The 20,373-nt window shown below is 61.0% G+C and carries 21 protein-coding genes; 10 read left to right on the forward strand and 11 right to left on the reverse strand.

Annotated features, from left to right (window positions below; genetic code table 11):
• Window positions 1–191 precede the first annotated feature (191 nt).
• On the forward strand, window positions 192–752 hold the full coding sequence (locus PFLQ2_RS07790) for a glycine cleavage system protein R (protein ID WP_003184325.1): 561 nt from the start codon (window positions 192–194) through the stop codon (window positions 750–752).
• Between the two features lie 10 nt (window positions 753–762).
• Window positions 763–1,236, forward strand: coding sequence for a peroxiredoxin (locus PFLQ2_RS07785; protein ID WP_003184328.1), 474 nt, complete (start codon window positions 763–765; stop codon window positions 1,234–1,236).
• Between the two features lie 138 nt (window positions 1,237–1,374).
• Here the strand turns inward: PFLQ2_RS07785 and PFLQ2_RS07780 are convergent, their stop codons facing one another.
• Together PFLQ2_RS07780 and PFLQ2_RS07775 are read right to left on the reverse strand one after the other, a co-directional pair.
• Window positions 1,375–2,445 (reverse strand): AI-2E family transporter, encoded by a 1,071-nt coding sequence (locus tag PFLQ2_RS07780; protein WP_003184330.1) that lies wholly within the window; start codon window positions 2,443–2,445, stop codon window positions 1,375–1,377.
• A gap of 30 nt (window positions 2,446–2,475) precedes the next feature.
• Complete coding sequence (locus PFLQ2_RS07775; protein WP_003184334.1) at window positions 2,476–2,715, reverse strand: sulfurtransferase TusA family protein; 240 nt, start codon at window positions 2,713–2,715, stop codon at window positions 2,476–2,478.
• A gap of 98 nt (window positions 2,716–2,813) precedes the next feature.
• On the opposite strand from PFLQ2_RS07775, the gene PFLQ2_RS07770 reads away from it, so the two are divergent.
• Window positions 2,814–4,247 (forward strand): M48 family metalloprotease, encoded by a 1,434-nt coding sequence (locus PFLQ2_RS07770; RefSeq protein WP_003184336.1) that lies wholly within the window; start codon window positions 2,814–2,816, stop codon window positions 4,245–4,247.
• Between the two features lie 61 nt (window positions 4,248–4,308).
• On the opposite strand, the gene PFLQ2_RS07765 is transcribed toward PFLQ2_RS07770, so the two are convergent.
• From PFLQ2_RS07765 to rpoE, 4 genes are all read right to left on the reverse strand, one after another.
• Complete coding sequence (locus tag PFLQ2_RS07765) at window positions 4,309–5,739, reverse strand: DegQ family serine endoprotease (RefSeq protein WP_003184338.1); 1,431 nt, start codon at window positions 5,737–5,739, stop codon at window positions 4,309–4,311.
• A gap of 227 nt (window positions 5,740–5,966) precedes the next feature.
• The gene (locus PFLQ2_RS07760; protein ID WP_003184339.1) at window positions 5,967–6,911 is read right to left on the reverse strand and encodes a MucB/RseB C-terminal domain-containing protein; all 945 of its coding nucleotides are present in this window, start codon (window positions 6,909–6,911) and stop codon (window positions 5,967–5,969) included.
• Window positions 6,912–6,919: 8 nt separating this feature from the next.
• Window positions 6,920–7,507 carry a sigma-E factor negative regulatory protein gene (locus tag PFLQ2_RS07755; RefSeq protein ID WP_003184342.1) on the reverse strand — a complete coding sequence of 196 codons (588 nt, stop codon included), beginning with the start codon at window positions 7,505–7,507 and terminating at the stop codon, window positions 6,920–6,922.
• A gap of 30 nt (window positions 7,508–7,537) precedes the next feature.
• Window positions 7,538–8,119 (reverse strand): RNA polymerase sigma factor RpoE, encoded by a 582-nt coding sequence (gene rpoE / locus PFLQ2_RS07750; RefSeq protein WP_003172477.1) that lies wholly within the window; start codon window positions 8,117–8,119, stop codon window positions 7,538–7,540.
• A gap of 547 nt (window positions 8,120–8,666) precedes the next feature.
• Here rpoE and nadB point away from each other — a divergent pair.
• Window positions 8,667–10,283 (forward strand): L-aspartate oxidase, encoded by a 1,617-nt coding sequence (gene nadB / locus PFLQ2_RS07745; RefSeq protein WP_003184344.1) that lies wholly within the window; start codon window positions 8,667–8,669, stop codon window positions 10,281–10,283.
• Here the strand turns inward: nadB and PFLQ2_RS07740 are convergent.
• Together PFLQ2_RS07740 and PFLQ2_RS07735 are read right to left on the reverse strand one after the other, a co-directional pair.
• Window positions 10,252–10,704 (reverse strand): protein YgfX, encoded by a 453-nt coding sequence (locus tag PFLQ2_RS07740; RefSeq protein ID WP_003184346.1) that lies wholly within the window; start codon window positions 10,702–10,704, stop codon window positions 10,252–10,254. The two genes, nadB and PFLQ2_RS07740, sit on opposite strands and share 32 nt — an antisense overlap.
• Window positions 10,688–10,942, reverse strand: coding sequence for a succinate dehydrogenase assembly factor 2 (locus tag PFLQ2_RS07735; RefSeq protein ID WP_003184348.1), 255 nt, complete (start codon window positions 10,940–10,942; stop codon window positions 10,688–10,690). The genes PFLQ2_RS07740 and PFLQ2_RS07735 overlap by 17 nt, the downstream gene beginning before the upstream one ends.
• A 149-nt stretch (window positions 10,943–11,091) precedes the next feature.
• Between PFLQ2_RS07735 and PFLQ2_RS07730 the strand changes: the two genes are divergently transcribed.
• Window positions 11,092–12,033, forward strand: a complete 942-nt coding sequence (locus PFLQ2_RS07730; protein ID WP_003184349.1) for a YgfZ/GcvT domain-containing protein — start codon at window positions 11,092–11,094, stop codon at window positions 12,031–12,033.
• A gap of 34 nt (window positions 12,034–12,067) precedes the next feature.
• The gene (locus tag PFLQ2_RS07725) at window positions 12,068–12,889 is read left to right on the forward strand and encodes an HDOD domain-containing protein (RefSeq protein WP_003184351.1); all 822 of its coding nucleotides are present in this window, start codon (window positions 12,068–12,070) and stop codon (window positions 12,887–12,889) included.
• Between the two features lie 45 nt (window positions 12,890–12,934).
• Here the strand turns inward: PFLQ2_RS07725 and PFLQ2_RS07720 are convergent, their stop codons facing one another.
• Together PFLQ2_RS07720 and PFLQ2_RS07715 are read right to left on the reverse strand one after the other, a co-directional pair.
• Complete coding sequence (locus PFLQ2_RS07720) at window positions 12,935–14,326, reverse strand: sensor histidine kinase (protein ID WP_003184353.1); 1,392 nt, start codon at window positions 14,324–14,326, stop codon at window positions 12,935–12,937.
• A complete protein-coding gene (locus tag PFLQ2_RS07715) occupies window positions 14,319–14,990 on the reverse strand; it encodes a response regulator (protein ID WP_003184356.1) in 672 nt (223 codons plus the stop codon). Before PFLQ2_RS07715 ends, PFLQ2_RS07720 begins: the two co-directional genes overlap by 8 nt.
• A gap of 447 nt (window positions 14,991–15,437) precedes the next feature.
• On the opposite strand from PFLQ2_RS07715, the gene PFLQ2_RS07705 reads away from it, so the two are divergent.
• Genes PFLQ2_RS07705 through PFLQ2_RS07690 form a run of 4 tightly spaced genes read left to right on the forward strand, consistent with a single transcriptional unit; the run spans window position 15,438 to window position 19,482 of the window.
• Entirely contained in the window at window positions 15,438–16,415 is a 978-nt protein-coding gene (locus PFLQ2_RS07705) for a Bug family tripartite tricarboxylate transporter substrate binding protein (protein WP_003184360.1), read from the forward strand.
• Between the two features lie 56 nt (window positions 16,416–16,471).
• Window positions 16,472–16,933, forward strand: coding sequence for a tripartite tricarboxylate transporter TctB family protein (locus tag PFLQ2_RS07700; protein WP_003184362.1), 462 nt, complete (start codon window positions 16,472–16,474; stop codon window positions 16,931–16,933).
• 1 nt (window position 16,934) lies between these two features.
• Entirely contained in the window at window positions 16,935–18,449 is a 1,515-nt protein-coding gene (locus PFLQ2_RS07695) for a tripartite tricarboxylate transporter permease (protein WP_003184364.1), read from the forward strand.
• The gene (locus PFLQ2_RS07690) at window positions 18,442–19,482 is read left to right on the forward strand and encodes an AbrB family transcriptional regulator (RefSeq protein ID WP_003184366.1); all 1,041 of its coding nucleotides are present in this window, start codon (window positions 18,442–18,444) and stop codon (window positions 19,480–19,482) included. Before PFLQ2_RS07695 ends, PFLQ2_RS07690 begins: the two co-directional genes overlap by 8 nt.
• Before the next feature lie 90 nt (window positions 19,483–19,572).
• On the opposite strand, the gene ung is transcribed toward PFLQ2_RS07690, so the two are convergent.
• Window positions 19,573–20,268 carry a uracil-DNA glycosylase gene (gene ung / locus PFLQ2_RS07685; RefSeq protein WP_003184368.1) on the reverse strand — a complete coding sequence of 232 codons (696 nt, stop codon included), beginning with the start codon at window positions 20,266–20,268 and terminating at the stop codon, window positions 19,573–19,575.
• Window positions 20,269–20,373 lie beyond the last annotated feature (105 nt).

Raw genomic sequence — 20,373 nt, forward strand, 5'->3', positions numbered from 1 at the left:
GGCTCATACGCCGGTTTCCAGCCTCCGTTTTCGCCGCCACGAGCCCCGCTCCCGGGTTTTTCCAAGGGCATTGCTGCCACCGCGCAATGCACTGTACCCCCGGGCAAAAGGCTTCAGGCACGTGTTCTGGCAGGCCTGGCACCGTGTCGAGCTGCAAAGGTATCGACCGCTCATCGCTTTAGGAATGCTGCATGTCCACCCCCACAGTCCGCGAACAATTCCTTGTTATCAGTGCCCTTGGCGCCAACCCCATGGAGCTGACTAACGTCCTGTGCCGCGCCAGCCATGAAAATCGCTGCGCCGTCGTGACCTCACGCCTGACCCGTCACGGCGAATGCAGCGCGCTCGTGCTCGAAATCTCCGGCAGCTGGGACGCCTTGGCGCGCCTGGAGGGCAGCCTGCCGGTGCTGGCCAAGAAGCACGCCTTCACCGTCAACGTGGTACGCAGCGCCGCACTGGAGAATCGTCCCCAGGCCCTGCCCTACGTTGCCTATGTGAGCTCGGCCTACCGACCGGACATCATCAACGAGTTGTGCCAGTTCTTCATGGACCACCACGTTGAGCTGGAAAACCTGACCTGCGACACCTACCAGGCCCCGCAGACCGGCGGCACCATGCTCAACGCCACGTTCACCGTGACGCTGCCGGCCGGCACGCAGATCAGTTGGCTGCGCGATCAGTTCCTGGATTTCGCCGATGCGATGAACCTGGATGCCCTGATCGAACCGTGGCGCCCACAAAACCCAATGTAAGGAAGCTTTCATGGCCGTTGCCGTCGATCAGCCGGTTACCGATTTCCAGGCCCCTGCCACCAGCGGGCAAACTGTCAGCCTCGCCGCCCTCAAGGGCAAGCAGGTGGTGGTCTACTTTTACCCCAAGGACAGTACCCCCGGCTGCACCACCGAGGGCCAGGGCTTTCGGGACCAGTATGCGCAGTTCAAGGCCGCCAATACCGAAGTGTTCGGCGTGTCCCGGGACAGCCTCAAGTCCCACGAGAACTTCAAGTGCAAGCAGGAATTCCCCTTCGAGCTGATCAGCGACAAGGACGAAGCCGTCTGCCAACTGTTCGACGTGATCAAGCTGAAGAAGCTCTACGGCAAGGAATACCTGGGTGTTGATCGCAGCACGTTCCTGATCGACAAGGACGGCGTGCTGCGCCAGGAATGGCGCGGCGTGAAGGTGCCGGGGCATGTGGATGCGGTGTTGGCGGCGGCCCAGGCGCTGAACAAGGCCTGAGACTTTCGCTGTCGATACTGGCGCTATCGCGAGCAAGCTCGCTCCCACACTGGGCTGATGGTGTTAATCAATTTCCTGTGGGAGCGAGCTTGCTCGCGAAGAGGCCATGAGCCTCACAAGAGAATTCAAGCCCGACCATCAAAGCAACGGCGCCACAATCGGCTCCTTGCTCGGCCACGCATCCAGCACCGCCTTGAACAGCGTCGCCAGGGGAATCGCAAAGAACACACCCCAGAACCCCCACAGCCCGCCAAACAGCAACACCGCGCAGATAATCGCCACCGGATGCAGGTTCACCGCCTCGGAGAACAGCAGCGGCACCAGCACGTTACCGTCCAAGGTCTGGATGATCCCGTAGACCGCCATCAGGTAGATGAACTGATCGCTCCAGCCCCACTGGAACAGCGCAATCAATGCCACCGGCACGGTCACCACCACGGTGCCGACGTAAGGCACCACCACTGAAATACCCACCAATAGCGCCAGCAGGGCCGCGTAATTGAGCCCCAAGGCTACGAAGCCGATATAGGTCACGCCGCCGCAGATGAAAATCTCGATGACTTTTCCGCGAATGTAATTGGCGATCTGGCGATTCATCTCCTGAGCCACCCGGGTAATCAGCGCCCGCTCGCGCGGCAAATAGCCACGGACCCAGCGCCCGATCATTTCCCGGTCCTTGAGGAAGAAGAACACCAGGATAGGTACCAACACCAGGTAGATCATGATGTTGACCAGCAGCGGCAAACTGGACAGTGAAAACGTCAGCGCCCATTGGCCAAACTTGCCGATCTCGCCACGCACCACCTCGATGGTCTGCAGCACCTGTTCATCGGATACCAGATGCGGATAGCGCTCGGGCAGCAGCAACAACAGTGACTGCCATTTGGCGAGCATCCCCGGCAGCTCGTTGAATAACGTGACCAACTGGTGCCAGAGCAGCGGCACAATCACCACCATGAACACCACCAGCAACCCCATGAACAGGGCAAACACCAGACCGACCGCCACGCTGCCTGGTAGCCGCAGACGTTCGAGCGTCACGACCAGGCCTTGCATCAGGTACGCCAGGACCATTCCCGCCAGCACCGGTGCCAGCATACCGCCCAAGGTGAGCACGGCAGTAAACCCCAGGAACAACAGCACTGCCAGGACCACGGCCTCCTCATCGGAGAAGTAGCGCTGAATCCAGTCGCGTAACACTTTGAACATTAAAAATCCTTAAGAGACGCTGTCGGTTTTTCAGGCTTTTTTCAGCCAGTAACGGTAAACGCCGTTTTCGTCTTCTTCATGTAGCAGCGTATGACCGGCCAACCGGGCGAAGGTGCGGAAATCACGCTGGGAACCCGCATCGGTGGCGATGACCTTGAGCACGGCGCCGCTGGCCAAGCGATTGAGTTCCAGCTTGGCCTTGAGCAACGGCAACGGACAGTTCAGGCCACTGGCGTCCAGTTCGGCATCGTGGGCTACAGCATCGGTCATTGGTTCACTCCGCAGCAGGTCGTTGAGCCGCTTAGAATATCTGGTCCCGGGCCCGGTGTCCGGCTACAGTAAGGTCTTTGTCGACTAAGGCTTCGTGCATGACATTTCTGCGCCCCACCCTGCTGACGCTCGCTTGCCTGCTTGCCTCACCGGGCTTCGCCGACGACCTGCCGTCACTTGGCGACGCCAGTTCTGCCATCGTATCGCCGGAACAGGAACACCAACTGGGTCGTGCCTGGCTGGCCCTGCTGCGCAGCCAGGTGTCGCAGCTCAACGACCCACAGCTCAAGGACTATGTCGAGTCCAGCGTCTACAAACTGGTGGAAACCAGCCAGGTCAATGACCGACGCCTGGAATTCATCTTGATCAATAGCCCGCAACTCAATGCGTTCGCCGCTCCCGGCGGCATCGTCGGGGTCAACGGCGGCCTGTTCCTCAATGCCCAGACCGAAGGGGAATACGCCTCGGTCATGGCCCACGAACTGGCGCACTTGTCGCAACGCCACTTTGCCCGCGGCGTCGAAGCCCAACAGCGCATGCAGGTACCGATGATGGCCGCGTTGTTGACCGGCATCGTGATTGCCGCTGCTGGCGGTGGCGACGCCGGGATCGCCGCCATCGCCGGGACCCAGGCCGCCGCTATCCAGGAACAACGGCGCTTCTCCCGCCAGAACGAACAGGAAGCCGACCGTATCGGCATCCTGAACCTGGAGAAGGCCGGCTACGATCCGCGCTCGATGCCAACCATGTTCGAGCGCCTGATGCGCCAGTATCGGTTCGATGCCAGGCCTCCGGAATTCTTACTGACTCACCCGGTGACCGAATCGCGGATCGCCGACACCCGCAACCGCGCCGAACAGGCCAAGCCGGGCGGCATCGAGGACAGTGTGCGCTATCAACTGATTCGCGCACGGGTCCAGTTGATCTACGAGGAAACTCCGGGCCTGGGTGCGAAGCGATTCCGCGCGCAGTTGGACGAAAACCCGAAAAACGACGTGGCCCGCTATGGCTTGGCAATCGCCCAGATCAAGGGTGGCCAGCTGAATGAAGCCAGGGAAAACCTCAAGCCGCTGCTGGCCAGTTCGCCTAACGAGATTATCTACAATCTGGCCCAGGTGGACCTGGACATCACCAACAACAAGCTGGCCGATGCCCAGGCTCGCGTCGACCGGATGCTGAGCCAGTACCCTGGCAATTATCCGCTCAATCAGGTGCGCGTCGACCTGCTGCTCAAGCAGAACCGTCCTGCCGACGCCGAGAAGGCCTTGGAAAACCTGCTCAAGACCCGCCCTGACGATCCGGACGTCTGGTACATGGTGGCCGAAACCCGCGGGCTGTCGGGCAACATCATCGGCTTGCACCAGGCGCGTGCCGAGTACTTCGCACTGGTGGGCGATTACCGCCAGGCGATCCAGCAGTTGGACTTCGCCAAGCGACGCGCCGGCACCAATTTCCCGCTGTCCTCACGCATCGATGCTCGTCAACGGGAGCTCATGGAGCAGGAGCGCATGGTCAAGGACATGATGGGTTGAGCTTGTACCGCGCATAAAAAAACCGCCTCTTTCGAGGCGGTTTTTTTTAGCCGCTAGCCGGTCATTCGGCCAGTTTGAAGGTAATGAAGCTCGCGCGCCCCTGGCGCAGAACCCGCATCGAAACCGAGCGATTCTTCGGCAGCGCCTTGGCGATATCGGTGAATTCCTTGGCGGAACCGATCGCCTGATTGTTCAGGTGAGTGATGATGTCGCCGGGTTGCAGACCGATCAGGGCAGCGGGACCGTCCTGCACTTCCTTGATCACAACGCCACCCTGGAGCTCCAGCGTGCGCTTCTGCTCTTCGGTCAGCTCGGCCACGGCCACGCCCAAACGGTTGCTGCTGCGCTCGACGCCCGACTTGGGCAGCGAATCCAGCTCCTTGCCCTCTTCAGGAATGGCGCCGACGGTCAACTCGACGTTCTTGCGCTTGCCTTCACGAATCACTTCCAGATTGGCCTTGGCACCCGCCTTGAGAGCGCCAACCAAGTGCGGCAGGTCAGCGGACATAACGATCGGCTGGCCATTCATGCTCAGGATCACGTCGCCTACCTGCAGGCCACCTTTGGCCGCCGGACCGCCTTCCTGGATCTGCGCCACCAGCGCACCGGCAGGTTTTTCCAGCCCGAACGACTCGGCGAGATCCTTGTTCACTTCCTGAATCACCACGCCCAACCAGCCACGGCTGACCTTGCCTTCGCTTTTGAGCTGGTTGGATACGTCCATGGCTACGTCAATCGGAATCGCGAAGGACACGCCCATGAAGCCGCCCGAACGGGTGTAGATCTGGGAGTTGATCCCCACCACTTCACCCGCCAGGTTGAACAACGGACCACCGGAGTTACCCGGGTTGATCGGCACGTCGGTCTGGATGAACGGCACGTAGTTCTCGTTGGGCAGGCTGCGCCCGATGGCGCTGACGATGCCTTGGGTGACAGTGTGGTCAAAGCCGAACGGCGAACCGATGGCCACGACCCATTGGCCGGCCTTCAGGTCCTGGGACTTGCCCAGCTTGAGTACCGGCAGATCCTTGCCTTCGATTTTCAGCAGTGCCACATCGGAGCGTGGATCGGTGCCCACCAGCTTGGCCTTCAGTTCGCTACGATCGGCCAGGCGTACCAGGATTTCGTCGGCATCGGCGATCACGTGGTTATTGGTCAGGATGTAACCGTCGGTGGAGATGATGAAACCCGAGCCCAGGGATTGAGCTTCGCGCTGGCGTCCACCGTTGGGCGAACGTGGCTGCTGTGGCATGCCGCGTTCAAAGAACTCGCGCAGCATCGGCGGCAACCCTTCCAGGTCCGGCATCTGCTGGTCCGACACGCGACGATCCGGCAGCTTCTGGGTCGTACTGATATTCACCACGGCGGGCGACGCCTGCTCGACCAATTGCGTGAAGTCAGGCAGCTCGACCGCCATGGCGGGAACAGCCTGGCCGAGCACAAGCACGGTGGCGAAAATGGAGAGATAGGTTTTCAAGCGTGGTATCGACATACGGCTCCCGTTACGACGAGCATGGTTAAGCGATATGGAACAAGGAATACCGGGAGAAAGATACGCCGGTATTTTTGTTCCGGAAACAGACAAGGCCAGAGCCGAGCGGCTCTGACCTATAGAAAAAAAGTCGTGTTTTTGCAAATGAAAATGCTGACAGGAAGTTTCGGCATTTCGATCAAGCCCTGGCGCCATCAGCCTTTTGCACAATCGAATCACCCAGCGTGTTATTGAGTCGCTGTGACGTCGGAGCGCATGGACAGCGCGATCCGTTCCGCCGTACCGATAGGAATCTCGCCAACCACCGTGACCATCATTTCGCCCTGTGGCGTTGTGAGTCGACGAGAGACGGCGGCCGTCGGGCCAAGTTGGGTTCGGGTATCGGTGGCGGTAGCGCCATTCAAGGGTTCGAGGAACACGGAAAAGCGAGCCAGGCCATCGTCATACATCAGGCTGTTGACTTGGACCTTGGTGTCCGGATCCTTTCGTGCGGTGCTGCTGGACAATACGAAGCCCGGCGGGAGCCAGTCCGAGTGCCAGGCTGCCTTTACCGCAGTCGGGGCTTGATCCTGCGTCACCGCCTTGCACTCGGCACTGGCTTGCAGATCGCCCTCTGTCGGCGCGCCTACGGTCAGGCGAGTGAACTGGAAACGCTCCAGCAACTGCCCCTTGTCATTGAGCAACAGCGACTTGAGCGCCAAGCCGGTCTCTTTGTCCAGGTGCAGCTCGAAGCCGTAACGATGCTGGTCCTTGGGCGTTAATGCCACAATCACGGCCTGACGCCCGGCCACGCGCGACTTGCCAATGACGGCAAGGTCATACCAATTCTTGAGTTTTTGCGGATCGAGCGCATGGCCTGCACTGTCGGGAGTATTCCCCAGCCCTGCAATCAAGGAGCCGCTGACGCATTGAGTATGCCCATCAATGCGCAGGACTTCCTGTGCCGAGCCGTCGAGCTGGAGTAACCGCTCGCGGACTTTGCCATCCTGGACGCGATGCCAGATGTTATGGGTAGAAAAACTACCGTTGCGCTCGTAAACGAAAGTGCCCTGGAAGCTTTGCTGCTGCTCGGCTTGACTCAGGCGGTTCAACCAATCCTGAGCTTCACCTGCATAGGCTGGAACAGCACACCAGCCACCCAGCAGAAGCGTAAATAGAGGTATGGCGCGCATGGTCCTCCTTAACGGTTTTCCAAACTGGCTGCACGGGCATAAGGCAGTGCGCTTTCAGTACCTTTGAGGGCAGCTTCCTGGGCATGCTGACGCAGATAGTTGGGCAGACGCTGGTCATGCCAGCCTGGCTGACCTTGCAGAACACCGTTGACCATAGGGCCAGCAGCTTCCGAACCTTCGCTGTAGCCGGCCAATACCGCCGGGCCCTTGACCTGTGGAGTGGCCAAGCCAGGCTGGTTGGACTGCTGCGCCATTTGCACGCCGGCAATCTCATCCTGGTTGTACAGCCGTACACCGGCCAATACGGCTACGGTGACCGAAGCGGCAACTGCCAGGCGACCCAGGCTGCGCCATGGTCCGCGGGAAGCTTTTGCCGGTACGGCTTCGTCAGCCAATGCAGCAGAAACGGCCGCAGCGATGTCCAGACGCGGAAGCAGCAAGTCCTTGTGCATGACAGCCCGGGCGATCTGGTAACGAGCCCAGGTCTCACGGGTTTCAACATCGTCAAAGGCATTCAATACCCGACGCAATTCCAATTCGTCCGCTTCGTTATCCATCACTGCGGACAGCGATTCCTGCAGGGCTTCACGACTCATGGCGTTCCTCTCTTGGCTGTCGCCGCTGTCTCAGTTTTCCTGCAACAACGGTTGCAGGGCTTTATCGATGGCCTCCCGAGCGCGGAAAATCCGGGAGCGCACGGTACCCACCGGACACTGCATGACGCTCGCAATGTCCTCGTAACTCAGACCGTCGAATTCACGTAAAGTTAAAGCCGTACGCAAATCTTCGGGCAGTTGCTGGATGGTTCGATGGACAGTGCCTTCGATCTCATCCCGCAGCAACGCTCGTTCCGGTGACTCGAGATCCTTGAGGCCGTGATCGCCATCGTAGAACTCTGCATCTTCGGAACTTACATCGCTATCCGGCGGCCGGCGGCCGCGTGAAACCAGATAGTTTTTCGCCGTGTTAATGGCGATGCGGTAAAGCCACGTATAAAACGCGCTATCCCCGCGAAAATTACCAAGCGCGCGGTAGGCCTTGATGAAGGCTTCTTGGGCAACGTCCTGGGCTTCATGGGTGTCGTGCACAAAACGCACGATCAACCCGAGAATTTTGTGCTGGTATTTCAGCACTAGCAGATCGAAAGCTCGCTTGTCGCCGCGTTGCACGCGTTCGACCAGCTGCTGATCCTCTTCCTGGGTTAGCATGAACACTCCTCGATAAGCTCGAAGGAGGCTTGCATTACTAATTGACCTGGCTTGCAAACATAGACTCGGGCTTTTCGCAAAAGTTCTCCCCCTTTCAAGCAAGTTTCCGGCGCGCTCTGATCTCGGCACGCACGAAAAACGCAGCACGAGACTCCCCGGCTGCGCGAATAATCTGTCGCCGAGCCTGTCGGCAGAGACTCCAATCGAAATCTTGCACCAGCTCGACGCTGCTCCCTTCTGCAGACAACCGTCTATTGAACGTAGGCGCTTGGCAAAAGTTCCCACTCTTTGTAGCACTGTGAATTGGATCTGAGGCAACCATGCCGAGATTCTCCTCGAAACAAGCGTCATGTCGCTCATCCACCGGAACCGCGATCCGACGAAGCGCATGCTTTTCCTGTCACACTGGTTTCACATTGCCATGACCGCACGGCTATTGTGCCGCTCCCCCCCTCTATATACTAGTGGGCTGCGTGGCTGCCTGACCCAATTAAGCGGTGTCTTGCGCCAACCCCGACCCGGGTCGCCTTGAGCGGAAACCATTCGAATGAGCCAACAGTTCCAACACGATGTTCTGGTAATCGGCAGCGGCGCCGCCGGATTGAGCCTTGCACTGACTTTGCCGGAGCATCTGCGCATCGCAGTGCTGAGCAAGGGCGACCTGGCCAACGGTTCGACGTTCTGGGCCCAGGGCGGCGTCGCCGCCGTGCTGGATGATACCGATACCATTGAATCCCACGTCAACGACACCCTCGATGCCGGTGGCGGCCTGTGCGATCCGCAGGCGGTGCGTTTCACGGTAGAGCACAGCAAGGAAGCCATCCAATGGCTGATCGACCAGGGCGTGCCCTTCACCCGTGACGAGCAGTCCGGCACCGAAGACGGTGGTTTCGAATTTCACCTGACCCGCGAAGGCGGCCACAGCCACCGACGCATCATTCACGCGGCCGATGCCACTGGTGCGGCCATCTTCAAGACCCTGCTCGCCCAAGCCCGGCAGCGACCGAATATCGAATTGCTGGAGCAGCGCGTCGCGGTCGACCTGATCACTGAAAAACGCCTGGGCCTGGACGGTGATCGTTGCCTGGGCGCCTACGTGCTCAATCGCGGCACCGGCGAAGTCGACACCTACGGGGCGCGCTTCGTCATCCTGGCGTCTGGTGGCGCAGCGAAAGTCTATCTCTACACCAGCAACCCCGACGGCGCCTGTGGTGACGGTATCGCCATGGCCTGGCGTTCGGGTTGCCGGGTGGCGAACCTGGAATTCAACCAGTTCCACCCCACTTGCCTCTATCACCCGCTGGCCAAGAGCTTTCTGGTGACCGAGGCGCTGCGAGGCGAAGGCGCGCACCTGAAGCTCCCCAACGGCGAACGCTTCATGCAACGCTTCGACTCCCGCGCCGAACTGGCACCGCGGGACATCGTGGCCCGCGCGATCGACCATGAAATGAAGCGCCTGGGGATCGATTGCGTCTACCTGGACATCAGCCACAAGCCCGAAGCGTTCATCAAGAGCCATTTCCCGACGGTGTACGAGCGCTGCCTGGAGTTTTCCATCGACATCACCAAGCAACCGATCCCGGTGGTACCGGCGGCGCATTACACCTGTGGCGGGGTGATGGTCGACCAGTTCGGCCGCACCGATGTTCCGGGCCTGTACGCCATTGGCGAGACCAGCTTCACCGGCCTGCATGGCGCCAACCGCATGGCGAGCAATTCGCTGCTCGAATGTTTCGTCTATGCACGCTCGGCGGCGTCGGACATCCTCGAGCAATTGCCGCAGATCGCCATTCCAGCCGCCCTGCCCTCGTGGGATGCCACCCAGGTCACCGACTCGGACGAAGACGTGATCATCGCGCACAACTGGGACGAGTTGCGACGTTTCATGTGGGACTACGTGGGCATCGTGCGCACCAACAAGCGCCTGCAACGGGCGCAGCATCGGGTGCGCCTGCTGCTGGATGAAATCGACGAGTTCTACAGCAACTACAAAGTCAGCCGCGACCTGATCGAATTGCGCAATCTGGCCCAGGTGGCCGAATTGATGATTCGCTCGGCCATGGAGCGCAAGGAGAGTCGGGGGCTGCATTACACCCTCGACTATCCGAACCTGCTGCCGGAGGCACTGGATACTATTCTGGTGCCGCCCACCTACGCCGGCTGAACCTGAGCCTCACCCGCAAGCGCCGGTGCACATCCGGCGCCAGCGCGTCGCGGGGCACGCACAGCGAGCGGACCTGCCGCTCGCCCTGCAAGCGAAAACGCAACACGACGATCAGCGGCAGCGCCAGGCTATCTGGACGCAACTGGACGGCTTGCCAGCCATCGGCCCTGCTCCAGAGCTGCCAACCCGCGGCATTGCGACGCAAGCCCCGAAAAGCTTGGCGATGGGTCAGCAGGATATGCCGTGGCAGTACCCAGGCCCCATGGGCCAGGCACAAGGCGACGCCAAGCGTGATGAACCCGTAAGGGACAGACAACAGGAACAACGAACCCAGGGCGAACGCCTGGGCCACGAGGTAGGCCGCCAGCAACTGCCCGGAGGCTTGCCAGCGGCATTCGAAGCGATTACTTGGGCTGGACACGGTCCAGAATCATCCGGACCATGCGTTGCAGCTCCGGATCCTCGGATTCGCTGCGCTCCATGAACCAGCCGAACATGTCCTGATCCTCGCATTCGAGCAGGCGAACGTAGCACGCACGGTCCACTTCATTGAGATGGGGATACACCTCTTTCACGAACGGCACCAGCAACACGTCCAGCTCAAGCATGCCGCGACGGCTGTGCCAGTAGAGGCGATTGAGTTCTACATCTTCGACCATGGAGCGCTCCTCAAATAGAACGCAAGTATACAGGCCCCGCCGCGGCGGAACAGACCGCTTTGGTCGGGCACCACCGATCCTTTGTGAACTACCCATTTCAGAGGCGTCCCCTTATGATGTCCACCAGACTTTTTATCCTGCGATGACCCATGGCTGATTCCGCTTTTTTCTGCACCCTGTCCCACGAAGGCGTTCTCGCGGTCCGCGGCGTGGATGCCGGCAAATTCCTGCAGGGCCAACTGACCTGCAACCTCAACTACCTGAGCGACAGCCGGGCCAGCCTCGGTGCCCGTTGCACTCAGAAAGGCCGGATGCAATCGAGTTTCCGCATCCTGCTCGAAGGCGACGGCGTGCTGATGGCCATGGCCAGCGAATTGCTCGAACCGCAACTGGCGGACCTGAAAAAATACGCCGTGTTCTCGAAATCCAAGCTCACTGACGAAAGCGCAGCCTGGGTTCGCTTCGGCCTGGAGAATGCCGATAAGGCCCTGATCAGCCTGGGCCTCGAACTGCCGACCGAAACGGACAGCGTGGTTCGTCGTGAAGCCCTGCTCGCGATCCGCGTCTCTCCGGGCCGCGCCGAACTGTGGGCGCCGGTCGCACAGGCGCAGACACTGAAGGCCCATCTGCGCGCCGAACTGGCCGAGGCGGACCTGAACGGCTGGCTGCTGGGTCAGATCCGCGCCGGCATCGGCCAGGTCATGCCCGCGACCCGCGAGTTGTTCATCCCGCAGATGCTCAACCTGCAAGCCGTTGGCGGCGTGAGTTTCAAGAAGGGTTGCTACACCGGCCAGGAAATCGTCGCCCGCATGCAGTACCTGGGCAAGCTCAAGCGACGCCTGTATCGGCTGCAACTGGACGCCAGCGAATTGCCTGAACCGGGCACCGCATTGTTCTCCCCCACCCACGGCAGTTCCGTCGGCGAAGTGGTGATGGCGGCCCGTGCCGAGCGAAACATTGAACTGCTGGCGGTGTTGCAGGCCGAAGCAGCGGAAGATGACAATCTGCACCTCGGTGCTCTGGAAGGCCCAAGCCTTCAACTGTTGGACCTGCCTTACGAACTGGACCGCGACCGCGAGATCCAGCGTTGATCGCAGCATTGCCGCAAGACTCTAGAGAAGCGAAATGAGCGATTTGGCGGAGAAGGTCCTGAGGGATTTGGTGGAGGCCATCGATAACGATGACCTGGTTCTGCCAACCTTACCGGAAGTGGCCCTGCAGATTCGCCGGGCCGCCGAAGACCCGGAAATCAGTGTCAGCAACCTGAGCAAAGTGATTGGCCGCGACACGGCCCTTTCAGCACGCCTGATAAAAGTGGTCAATAGCCCGTTGTTGCGTGCCACCCAGGAAGTCACCGACCTGCATACAGCCATTACCCGGCTGGGCGTCAACTACAGCAGCAACTTGGCCATCGGCTTGGTCATGGAGCAGATTTTCCATGCACGCTCCGAAGTGGTGGAACACAAGATGCGCGAAGTCTGGCGTAAAAGCCTGGAGATCGCCGGCGTCAGTTATGCGTTGTGCCGTGGCTATACGCAGCTCAAGCCTGACCAGGCTGCGCTGGGAGGGCTGGTGCACCAGATCGGCGTGCTGCCGATCTTGACTTATGCACAGGACAACAACGAATTGCTGTCGGACCCGGTCAGCCTCAACCATGTCATCGAAACGATTCATCCCATACTTGGGGACAAGTTGCTCAGCGTTTGGGAGTTTCCGGAAAGGCTGGTGAAGCTGCCTGGGTTGTATCTGGACTTTACCCGGGAATCGAAGCAAATCGATTACGTCGACCTGGTACAGATCGCCGCGCTGTATTGCTACAAGGACACCGACCATCCCTTGAGCAAGATCGACGTATATGGGGTTCCGGCATTCAAGAAGCTGGGGATCGACACGGATAACAAGGACCGCTGTGCCGATATTGAAGAAGCGCGGTCGATGTTTTATTGAGCCCTGGCTGACAATCAAGCAACCAGGGCCAGATGCCGACCTGGCTTAATCTGAACCTGGGATAAAACTCACCCGCACTTTCAGCCCCCGCGCCTGCCCGTCGTGCAGCGTGATCTGTGCCAGATGGGCGCGGCAGATCTCACCGACGATCGCCAACCCCAGGCCAGTACCGGCCACTTGCTGGTTGCGTCGATAGAAGCGCTCGAAAACCCGGTCCCGCTCATGGGGCGGAATGCCCGGCCCATCGTCTTCCACTTCGAGCACAGCCGGCGTCAAGACCCGCAGGATAACGTTGCCGCCGGACGGAGTATGGGCCAGCGCGTTGTCCACCAGATTGCTCAACAACTCGTTCAGCAGGGTCGGCTCGCCCCGCAACCACACCGGCTCGTCTGCTTCCAGGGCCAGCGCCACACCTCGGGCATGGGCCAACGGGGCCATGGCCATGCCCAACTCCCGGGCCAATTGGCTAAGGTCGAGCAACTGCGCACCACCTTCAGCGATGGCCCGAGCGCCGTTTTCGACACGCGCCAGGGATAAGAGCTGGTTGGCCAGATGAGTCAGTCGATCGGTGCCCTGGGCTGCGGTTTCCAGGGTTTCGCGCCAGATCGCCGGTTCGCTGGCACGCAAGCCCAGCTCAAGACGCGCCTTGAGCGCCGCCAGGGGCGTACGCAGTTCGTGGGCGGCATCGGCGATGAATTGCGCCTGGCGCTCGAATTGCCCGCGCAGGCGCTCGGTGAAATGATTGAGAGCGCGTACCAGCGGCCACAATTCGTGCTGCACCTCCACCAACGGCAACGCCCGCAGATCGTCCGGCTGGCGCTCCTCCACTGCGGTGCGCAAGCGCTCCAACGGGCGGAGCGCGGCACTGACCGCGAACCACACCAGCAACAACGCTCCCACCGCCAGCATGCCCAGGCGCAACAGCGTGTCGGCCATCAGGCTGCGGGCCATGCTGACCCGCGCCTCCTCGGTCTCTGCCACGCGAATTTCCGCCATGCCATTCATGTTCGGCTCGCTCACCGCCTTGAGCAGGCTCACCACCCGCACGTTCTGGCCCTGGTAGCTGGCGTTGTAGAAGCGTGCAAGGGCCGGATAGTCGTCCGTGCGTGGCGTGCCGGGCGGCGGGCCGGGAAGATTTTCGTAACCGGAAATCAGCTTTTTGTTGATGTCGTTGACTTGATAGTAAATGCGCCCAGCGCTGTCGTAGGCAAAGGTATCCAGGGCGACATAAGGCACGTCCGCGCTGAGGCTGCCATCGCGCTGCGACAGACCGGCGGCGATGGTCCGGGCCGAGGCCAGCAGCGTCCGGTCGTAAGCGGTATCGGCGGCTTCGCGACCGTTCCAGTAGGCGCTCAAGCCACTGGCGAGCATCAGCACCACCAACAGCAACGCCAGGTTGCGGAGCAGCCGCCAGCGCAGGCTGTCGGGTTTATGCATCGCGGTTTTCCAACAGATAGCCCAGCCCCCGGAACGTCACGATCGCCACGGCATGACCATCGAGCTTCTTGCGCAGGCGATGAACGTAGATTTCGATGGCGTCGGGGCTGGCCTCCTCGTCCAGGCCGAACACCTGGGCCGCCAGTTGCTCCTTGCTCATGACCCGCCCCGGCCGGGCGATCAACGCTTCCAGCACCGCTTGCTCGCGGGACGTCAGGGTCAGCAGTTCCTCATCGAGGGTGAAGCGGCGGGTGTCCAGGTCATAAACCAGGCCACCACAGCGTTGCTGGCGCTCGCCACCCAGTACGCTGCGGCGCAGGAGCGCCTTGACCCGCGCCTCCAGTTCGGTGAGTTCGAATGGCTTGGCCAGGTAGTCGTCGGCGCCGAGGTTCAGGCCATGGACGCGGTCCTTGACGTCGCTGCGGGCAGTGAGCATCAGCACCGGCAGCGTCTTGCCCCGGGCGCGCAAACGTGCCAGCACCTCGAAACCGTCCATGCGCGGCAGCCCCACGTCGAGGACAGCCACGGCGTATTCCTCGCTGCTCAAGGCCAGGTCGGCCGCCACCCCATCGTGCAGGACATCCACCGTCAAACCGGTGCTCTTGAGCGCCTGGGCAACGCTTTCGGCGAGCTGCAAATGGTCTTCGACGAGCAGGACACGCATGGGTTTTTCCTCGATTCAGGGATGGTCGGCGCCATTCTTTGGCGCGGAGTTTACAGCTGCATCCACCGCTGTGAAGTCAAAAACTTGCTGAAAGCTTTTGAAAGGTTAGCGAAAGGTTAGGCCGCTAGAGTCCTTATGCGGACAGTTTCGACTGCCGGTCGCGACGCCCATCGCGAACGAAAAGCGCCTCGAAGCGTTTTCGTCAAACAAGAACAATAAAAGCGGAGTATTCACCATGCTGTCCATGCAGCTCCAGGCCCCAATGCCTGCCCGCTCGACCCCATTCCTTCAGGCCGTCCCGGCCCGCGCCGCCATTCTTCAGGCGGATGAATTGCCACGCCTTCAAACCCACCATCAGCCTGCGCCGGCCCTCGATGATGACCAGAGCGCGGACATGGCAGCACCCTATTCGCACCACACACAACAACAACTCCTGTGGAGACAATCATGAACCTATCACTGCGTAAAGTAGCCCTGGCCGCCGGATGCCTGATGTTCGCCGGGCAATTGCTTGCCGAACCGAAGCGTCCCGAATGCATCGCACCGGCCTCTCCTGGCGGCGGTTTCGACCTGACCTGCAAACTGGCGCAAAGCGCGCTGGTCAACCAGAAGCTGCTGACCAAGCCGATGCGTGTCACCTACATGCCGGGCGGCGTCGGTGCGGTGGCCTACAACGCAGTGGTCGCCCAACGTCCGGCCGACGCCGGCACGCTGGTAGCGTGGTCCAGCGGTTCGCTGCTGAACCTGGCCCAGGGCAAGTTCGGTCGCTTCGATGAAAGCGCCGTGCGCTGGCTGGCCGCCGTCGGCACCAGCTATGGCGCCATCGCGGTGAAAAGCGATTCGCCCTACAAAAATCTCGACGATCTGGTACAGGCCCTGAAGAAAGATCCGGGTTCCGTGGTCATCGGTTCCGGCGGTACCGTCGGCAGTCAGGACTGGATGCAAACGGCACTCATCGCCAAGGCCGCCGGCATCAACCCGCGCGACCTGCGCTACGTAGCCCTCGAAGGCGGCGGCGAAATCGCCACCGCGCTGCTCGGCGGCCACATCCAGGTCGGTAGCACCGACATCTCCGACTCCATGCCGCACATCCAGAGTGGCGACATGCGCCTGCTGGCCGTGTTTGCCGAGAAGCGCCTCGACGAGCCAGAGATGAAAGACATTCCAACCGCCAAGGAGCAAGGCTACGACATCGTCTGGCCAGTGGTCCGCGGCTTCTACCTCGGACCAAAGGTCAGCGACGAAGACTACGCCTGGTGGAAAGACGCCTTCGACAAACTGCTGGCCTCCGAAGAGTTCGCCAAGCTGCGTGACCAGCGCGAGCTGTTTCCGTTTGCCATGACCGGCCCGGAACTGGACACCTACGTGAAGAAACAAGTAGCTGATTACAAGGTGCTGGCCAAAGAGTTCGGCCTGATCCAGTAACCGTCTCTGTTCTCGCGGCGGCGCTGGCACTCACCGGCGCCGCCCAGGAGTTAGTCATGCTCACCATCCAACGTATTTTTGCTGCGGTGCTGCTGCTGGCCTGCATCGGCCTCGCGCTGATGGCTTGGCCGTATCAGGCCGCCTTTTCCTACGAACCGGTCGGTCCACGCGCCTTCCCCTTGCTGATGCTCGGACTGATGGGCCTGGCGCTGCTGTACATGGTGTTTCGCCCCACACCGATCGTACACAGCGACGATGATCCGCAACTGGACCGTGAAACCCTGCAGAAGATCGGCATCTGCGTCGTTCTGCTGCTGGTATTCGCCGGCACCTTCGAACCCCTGGGCTTCATCGTTGCCAGCATCTTGATCGGCGTGCCGATGGCGCGCCTGTATGGCGGCCGCTGGGTGCCAAGCGTGGTGATCATCAGCCTGATGGCCGTTGGTCTCTACCTGTTGTTCGACAAGCTGATGGACGTGCCGCTGCCCCTGGGCCTGCTCGACGTCCTGGAGAATTGATATGGATACCCTGAATTATCTCGGCCAGGGTTTTGGCGTCGCACTGACCCCCTATAACCTCGTCACCGCACTGAGCGGCACCCTGATCGGTACGGTGGTCGGCCTGCTGCCAGGCCTGGGCCCGATCAACGGCGTGGCGCTGCTGATCCCGATTGCCTTCGCCCTGGGGCTGCCGCCGGAATCAGCACTGATCCTGCTGGCGGCGGTGTACTTGGGTTGCGAATACGGCGGGCGCATCAGCTCGATCCTGCTCAACATCCCGGGGGAAGCCTCCACCGTGATGACCACGCTCGATGGCTACCCGATGGCTCGCCAAGGCCTGGCCGGGGTGGCGTTGTCGCTGTCGGCGTGGAGTTCGTTCATCGGCGCGTTCATTGCCACCTGCGGCATGGTGCTGTTCGCACCGTTGCTGGCCAAATGGGCGATTGCCTTTGGACCGGCGGAATATTTCGTCCTGATGGTCTTCGCCATTGTTTGCCTGGGCGGCATGGCCGGCGATCGACCGCTCAAGACGTTCATTGCGGCGCTGATCGGTTTGTTCCTGTCCAGCGTCGGGATCGATGCCAACAGCGGCGTCTACCGCTTCACCGGTGACAACATTCACCTGACCGACGGCATTCAGTTCGTGGTGCTGGTGCTGGGTTTGTTTTCCATCAGTGAAATCCTGTTACTGCTGGAAAAAACCCATCGCGGCCAGGAAGCCGTGGAGGCCACCGGGCGGATGATGTTCAACCTCAAGGAAGCGGCATCAGTCTTTACCGTTAACCTGCGCTGTGGCGTGCTGGGTTTCATCATGGGTGTGTTGCCGGGTGCCGGTGCGACCCTGGCCAGTGCCGTGGCCTACATGACCGAGAAGCGCATCGCCGGTGCCGATGGCAAGTTCGGCCAGGGTGACAAGCGCGGCCTCGCCGCTCCGGAAACCGCTATCGGTGGCGCAGCCTGCGGTGCCCTGGTGCCCATGCTGACCCTCGGCGTTCCCGGCTCGGGCACTACGGCGGTGATGATCGGCGCACTGTCGCTGTACAACATCACGCCCGGTCCGCTGCTGTTCCAACAACAGCCAGACATCGTCTGGGGCCTGATCGCCTCGTTGTTCGTCGCCAACATCATGCTGGTGATCCTAAACATTCCGATGATCCGCATCTTTACGCGCATCCTGGCCGTGCCGAACTGGGCACTGGTGCCGGTCATCGCGATCATCACCGGGATCGGCGTCTACGCCGTGCATGCCACGACCTTCGATCTGTTCCTGATGATCGGCATCGGCATCTTCGGCTACATCCTGCGCAAGTTGGATTTCCCGCTGTCGCCGGTCCTGCTGGGCTTCATCCTGGGTGGCCTGATGGAGCAAAACCTGCGTCGCGCCCTGTCGATTTCCAACGGTGCGCTGGAAATCCTCTGGTCGAGCCCGATCACCTTCGGTTGCTGGGTCCTGACGGCGATCATGCTGTTCATGCCTTTGCTGCGGATCTGGCGTCGCCGCGCCGCCCAACGTCGCGCCCTGGCCAATGTCTAAGGCGGCATTCAGACAATGGTGGGGAACACCGCTGGTCGGTCTGGCCGGCGGTTACCTGGCCAGCCTGATCGGCTGGCCTTTGCCCTGGATGGTCGGCTCGTTGCTGGCGATCATCCTGGTGCGCTGCCTGACGCCGTGGCAACTGATGGAAATCCCCGGAGGCCGTAAATGCGGCCAATGGGTGGTGGGCATCGGCATCGGCCTGCACTTTACCCCTGTGGTGATGGAACAGGTGCTGAGCCACTTCGGCCTGATTTTCTTCGGCGCGCTGGTGACCAGCGTGTCCAGTGTGGTGGGTGTGTGGCTGATGCGCCGCACCGGCGAAGACCGCGCCACCGCTTTCTTTTCCAGCATGCCGGGCGGTTCCGGCGAAATGGTCAACCTCGGCGCCCGCAACGGTGCGGACCTCAGCCGCGTCGCTGCGGGCCAAAGCCTGCGGGTGCTGGTGGTGGTGCTGTGCGTGCCGGCGGCCTTCAAATATCTGCTGGGCGAAGGTACCCCGGCGCAGCACGCCACTGCGGTGGACTGGCTGTGGCTGGCCGTGCTGTTTCCGGCCGGTGCCCTCCTCGCCTGGCTATGGGAACGCTTGCGCCAACCCAACCCGTGGTTGTTCGGGCCGTTGCTGGTGAGCGCTGCGGTGAGTGTCGGCTGGGACCTGCACATCGGCCTGCCCAACGGCGCCAGCCAGATCGGCCAATGGCTGATCGGCAGCGGATTGGGTTGTCATTTCAACCGGCAGTTCTTCCGACGGGCACCGTCGTTCATGGGGCGCACTCTGATCGGCACAGTATTGACGATGCTCATCGCCACCCTTGCGGCGCTGGGACTGAGCACCCTGACGCACCTGGACCTGCGTTCGCTGACCCTCGGCATGATGCCCGGTGGTATCGCGGAAATGAGCCTGACCGCTGAGACGTTGCAATTGTCGGTGCCATTGGTGACGGCCTTGCAAGTGATGCGATTGCTGTTTGTTCTATTTCTGGCCGAGCCGTTGTTCAGGTATTGGATGCGCAAGCCGGGTTCGGACTTGTAGACCGGGTTGCCTTCATCGCGAGCAGGCTCGCTCCCACAGGGGACTTGTGTTGCCCTAGCCCCTTGCTCGCGATGAGGCCCTCATTGTCGATCACTCAACCGGCGGCAATCGCCAGTCGATCGGCGCCTCGCCATTCTGCTCGAGAAATTTGTTGGTCCGGCTGAAATGCCCGCATCCCAGGAAACCTCGATAGGCCGAGAGTGGCGACGGGTGAACCGAGGTGAGCACCAGATGCTTGGTGGCGTCGATCAGTTTCTGTTTGCTTTGCGCATGGGCGCCCCACAGCAGGAAAACCAGGTGCGGCTGATGTTCGCTGACCACTTCGATCACCCGGTCGGTGAAATGCTGCCAGCCTTTGCCCGCATGGGCGTTGGCATTGGCGCGTTCCACCGTCATGGTGGTGTTGAGCAGCAACACGCCCTGGTCAGCCCAGCTTTGCAAATAACCGTGGTTGGGAATGTCGATGTTCAGGTCGCGCTTCAATTCCTTATAGATATTGACCAGCGACGGTGGTGCCGGTACGCCCGGCTGCACCGAGAAGCACAAACCATGGGCCTGGCCCGGGCCGTGGTACGGGTCCTGCCCGAGAATCACCACCTTGACCTTGTCCAGCGGCGTGGAGTTGAGGGCATTGAAAATCAACGGCGCCGGTGGATAGATTTCCTTGCCGGCGGCGTGCTCGCTTCGCAGGAATTCGCGCAACTCTGTCATGTAGGGCTGGTCGAACTCGGCACGCAGCGCCTGCTTCCAGCTCGGTTCGAGTTTGATACGGTCGTCAGCAGTCATGGTTGCACCCGGTAAAAACAATGGGCGCACCCTAGGAAAGCCTACTTGGCTTGTCAATTGATCTGACGCAGAACCGGCACTTTCCCACGCAGCGATCATACTGAT

Origin of the sequence: Pseudomonas fluorescens Q2-87 (assembly GCF_000281895.1) — a bacterium.
In the GTDB taxonomy this organism is placed as follows: Bacteria; Pseudomonadota; Gammaproteobacteria; order Pseudomonadales; family Pseudomonadaceae; genus Aquipseudomonas; species Aquipseudomonas fluorescens_S.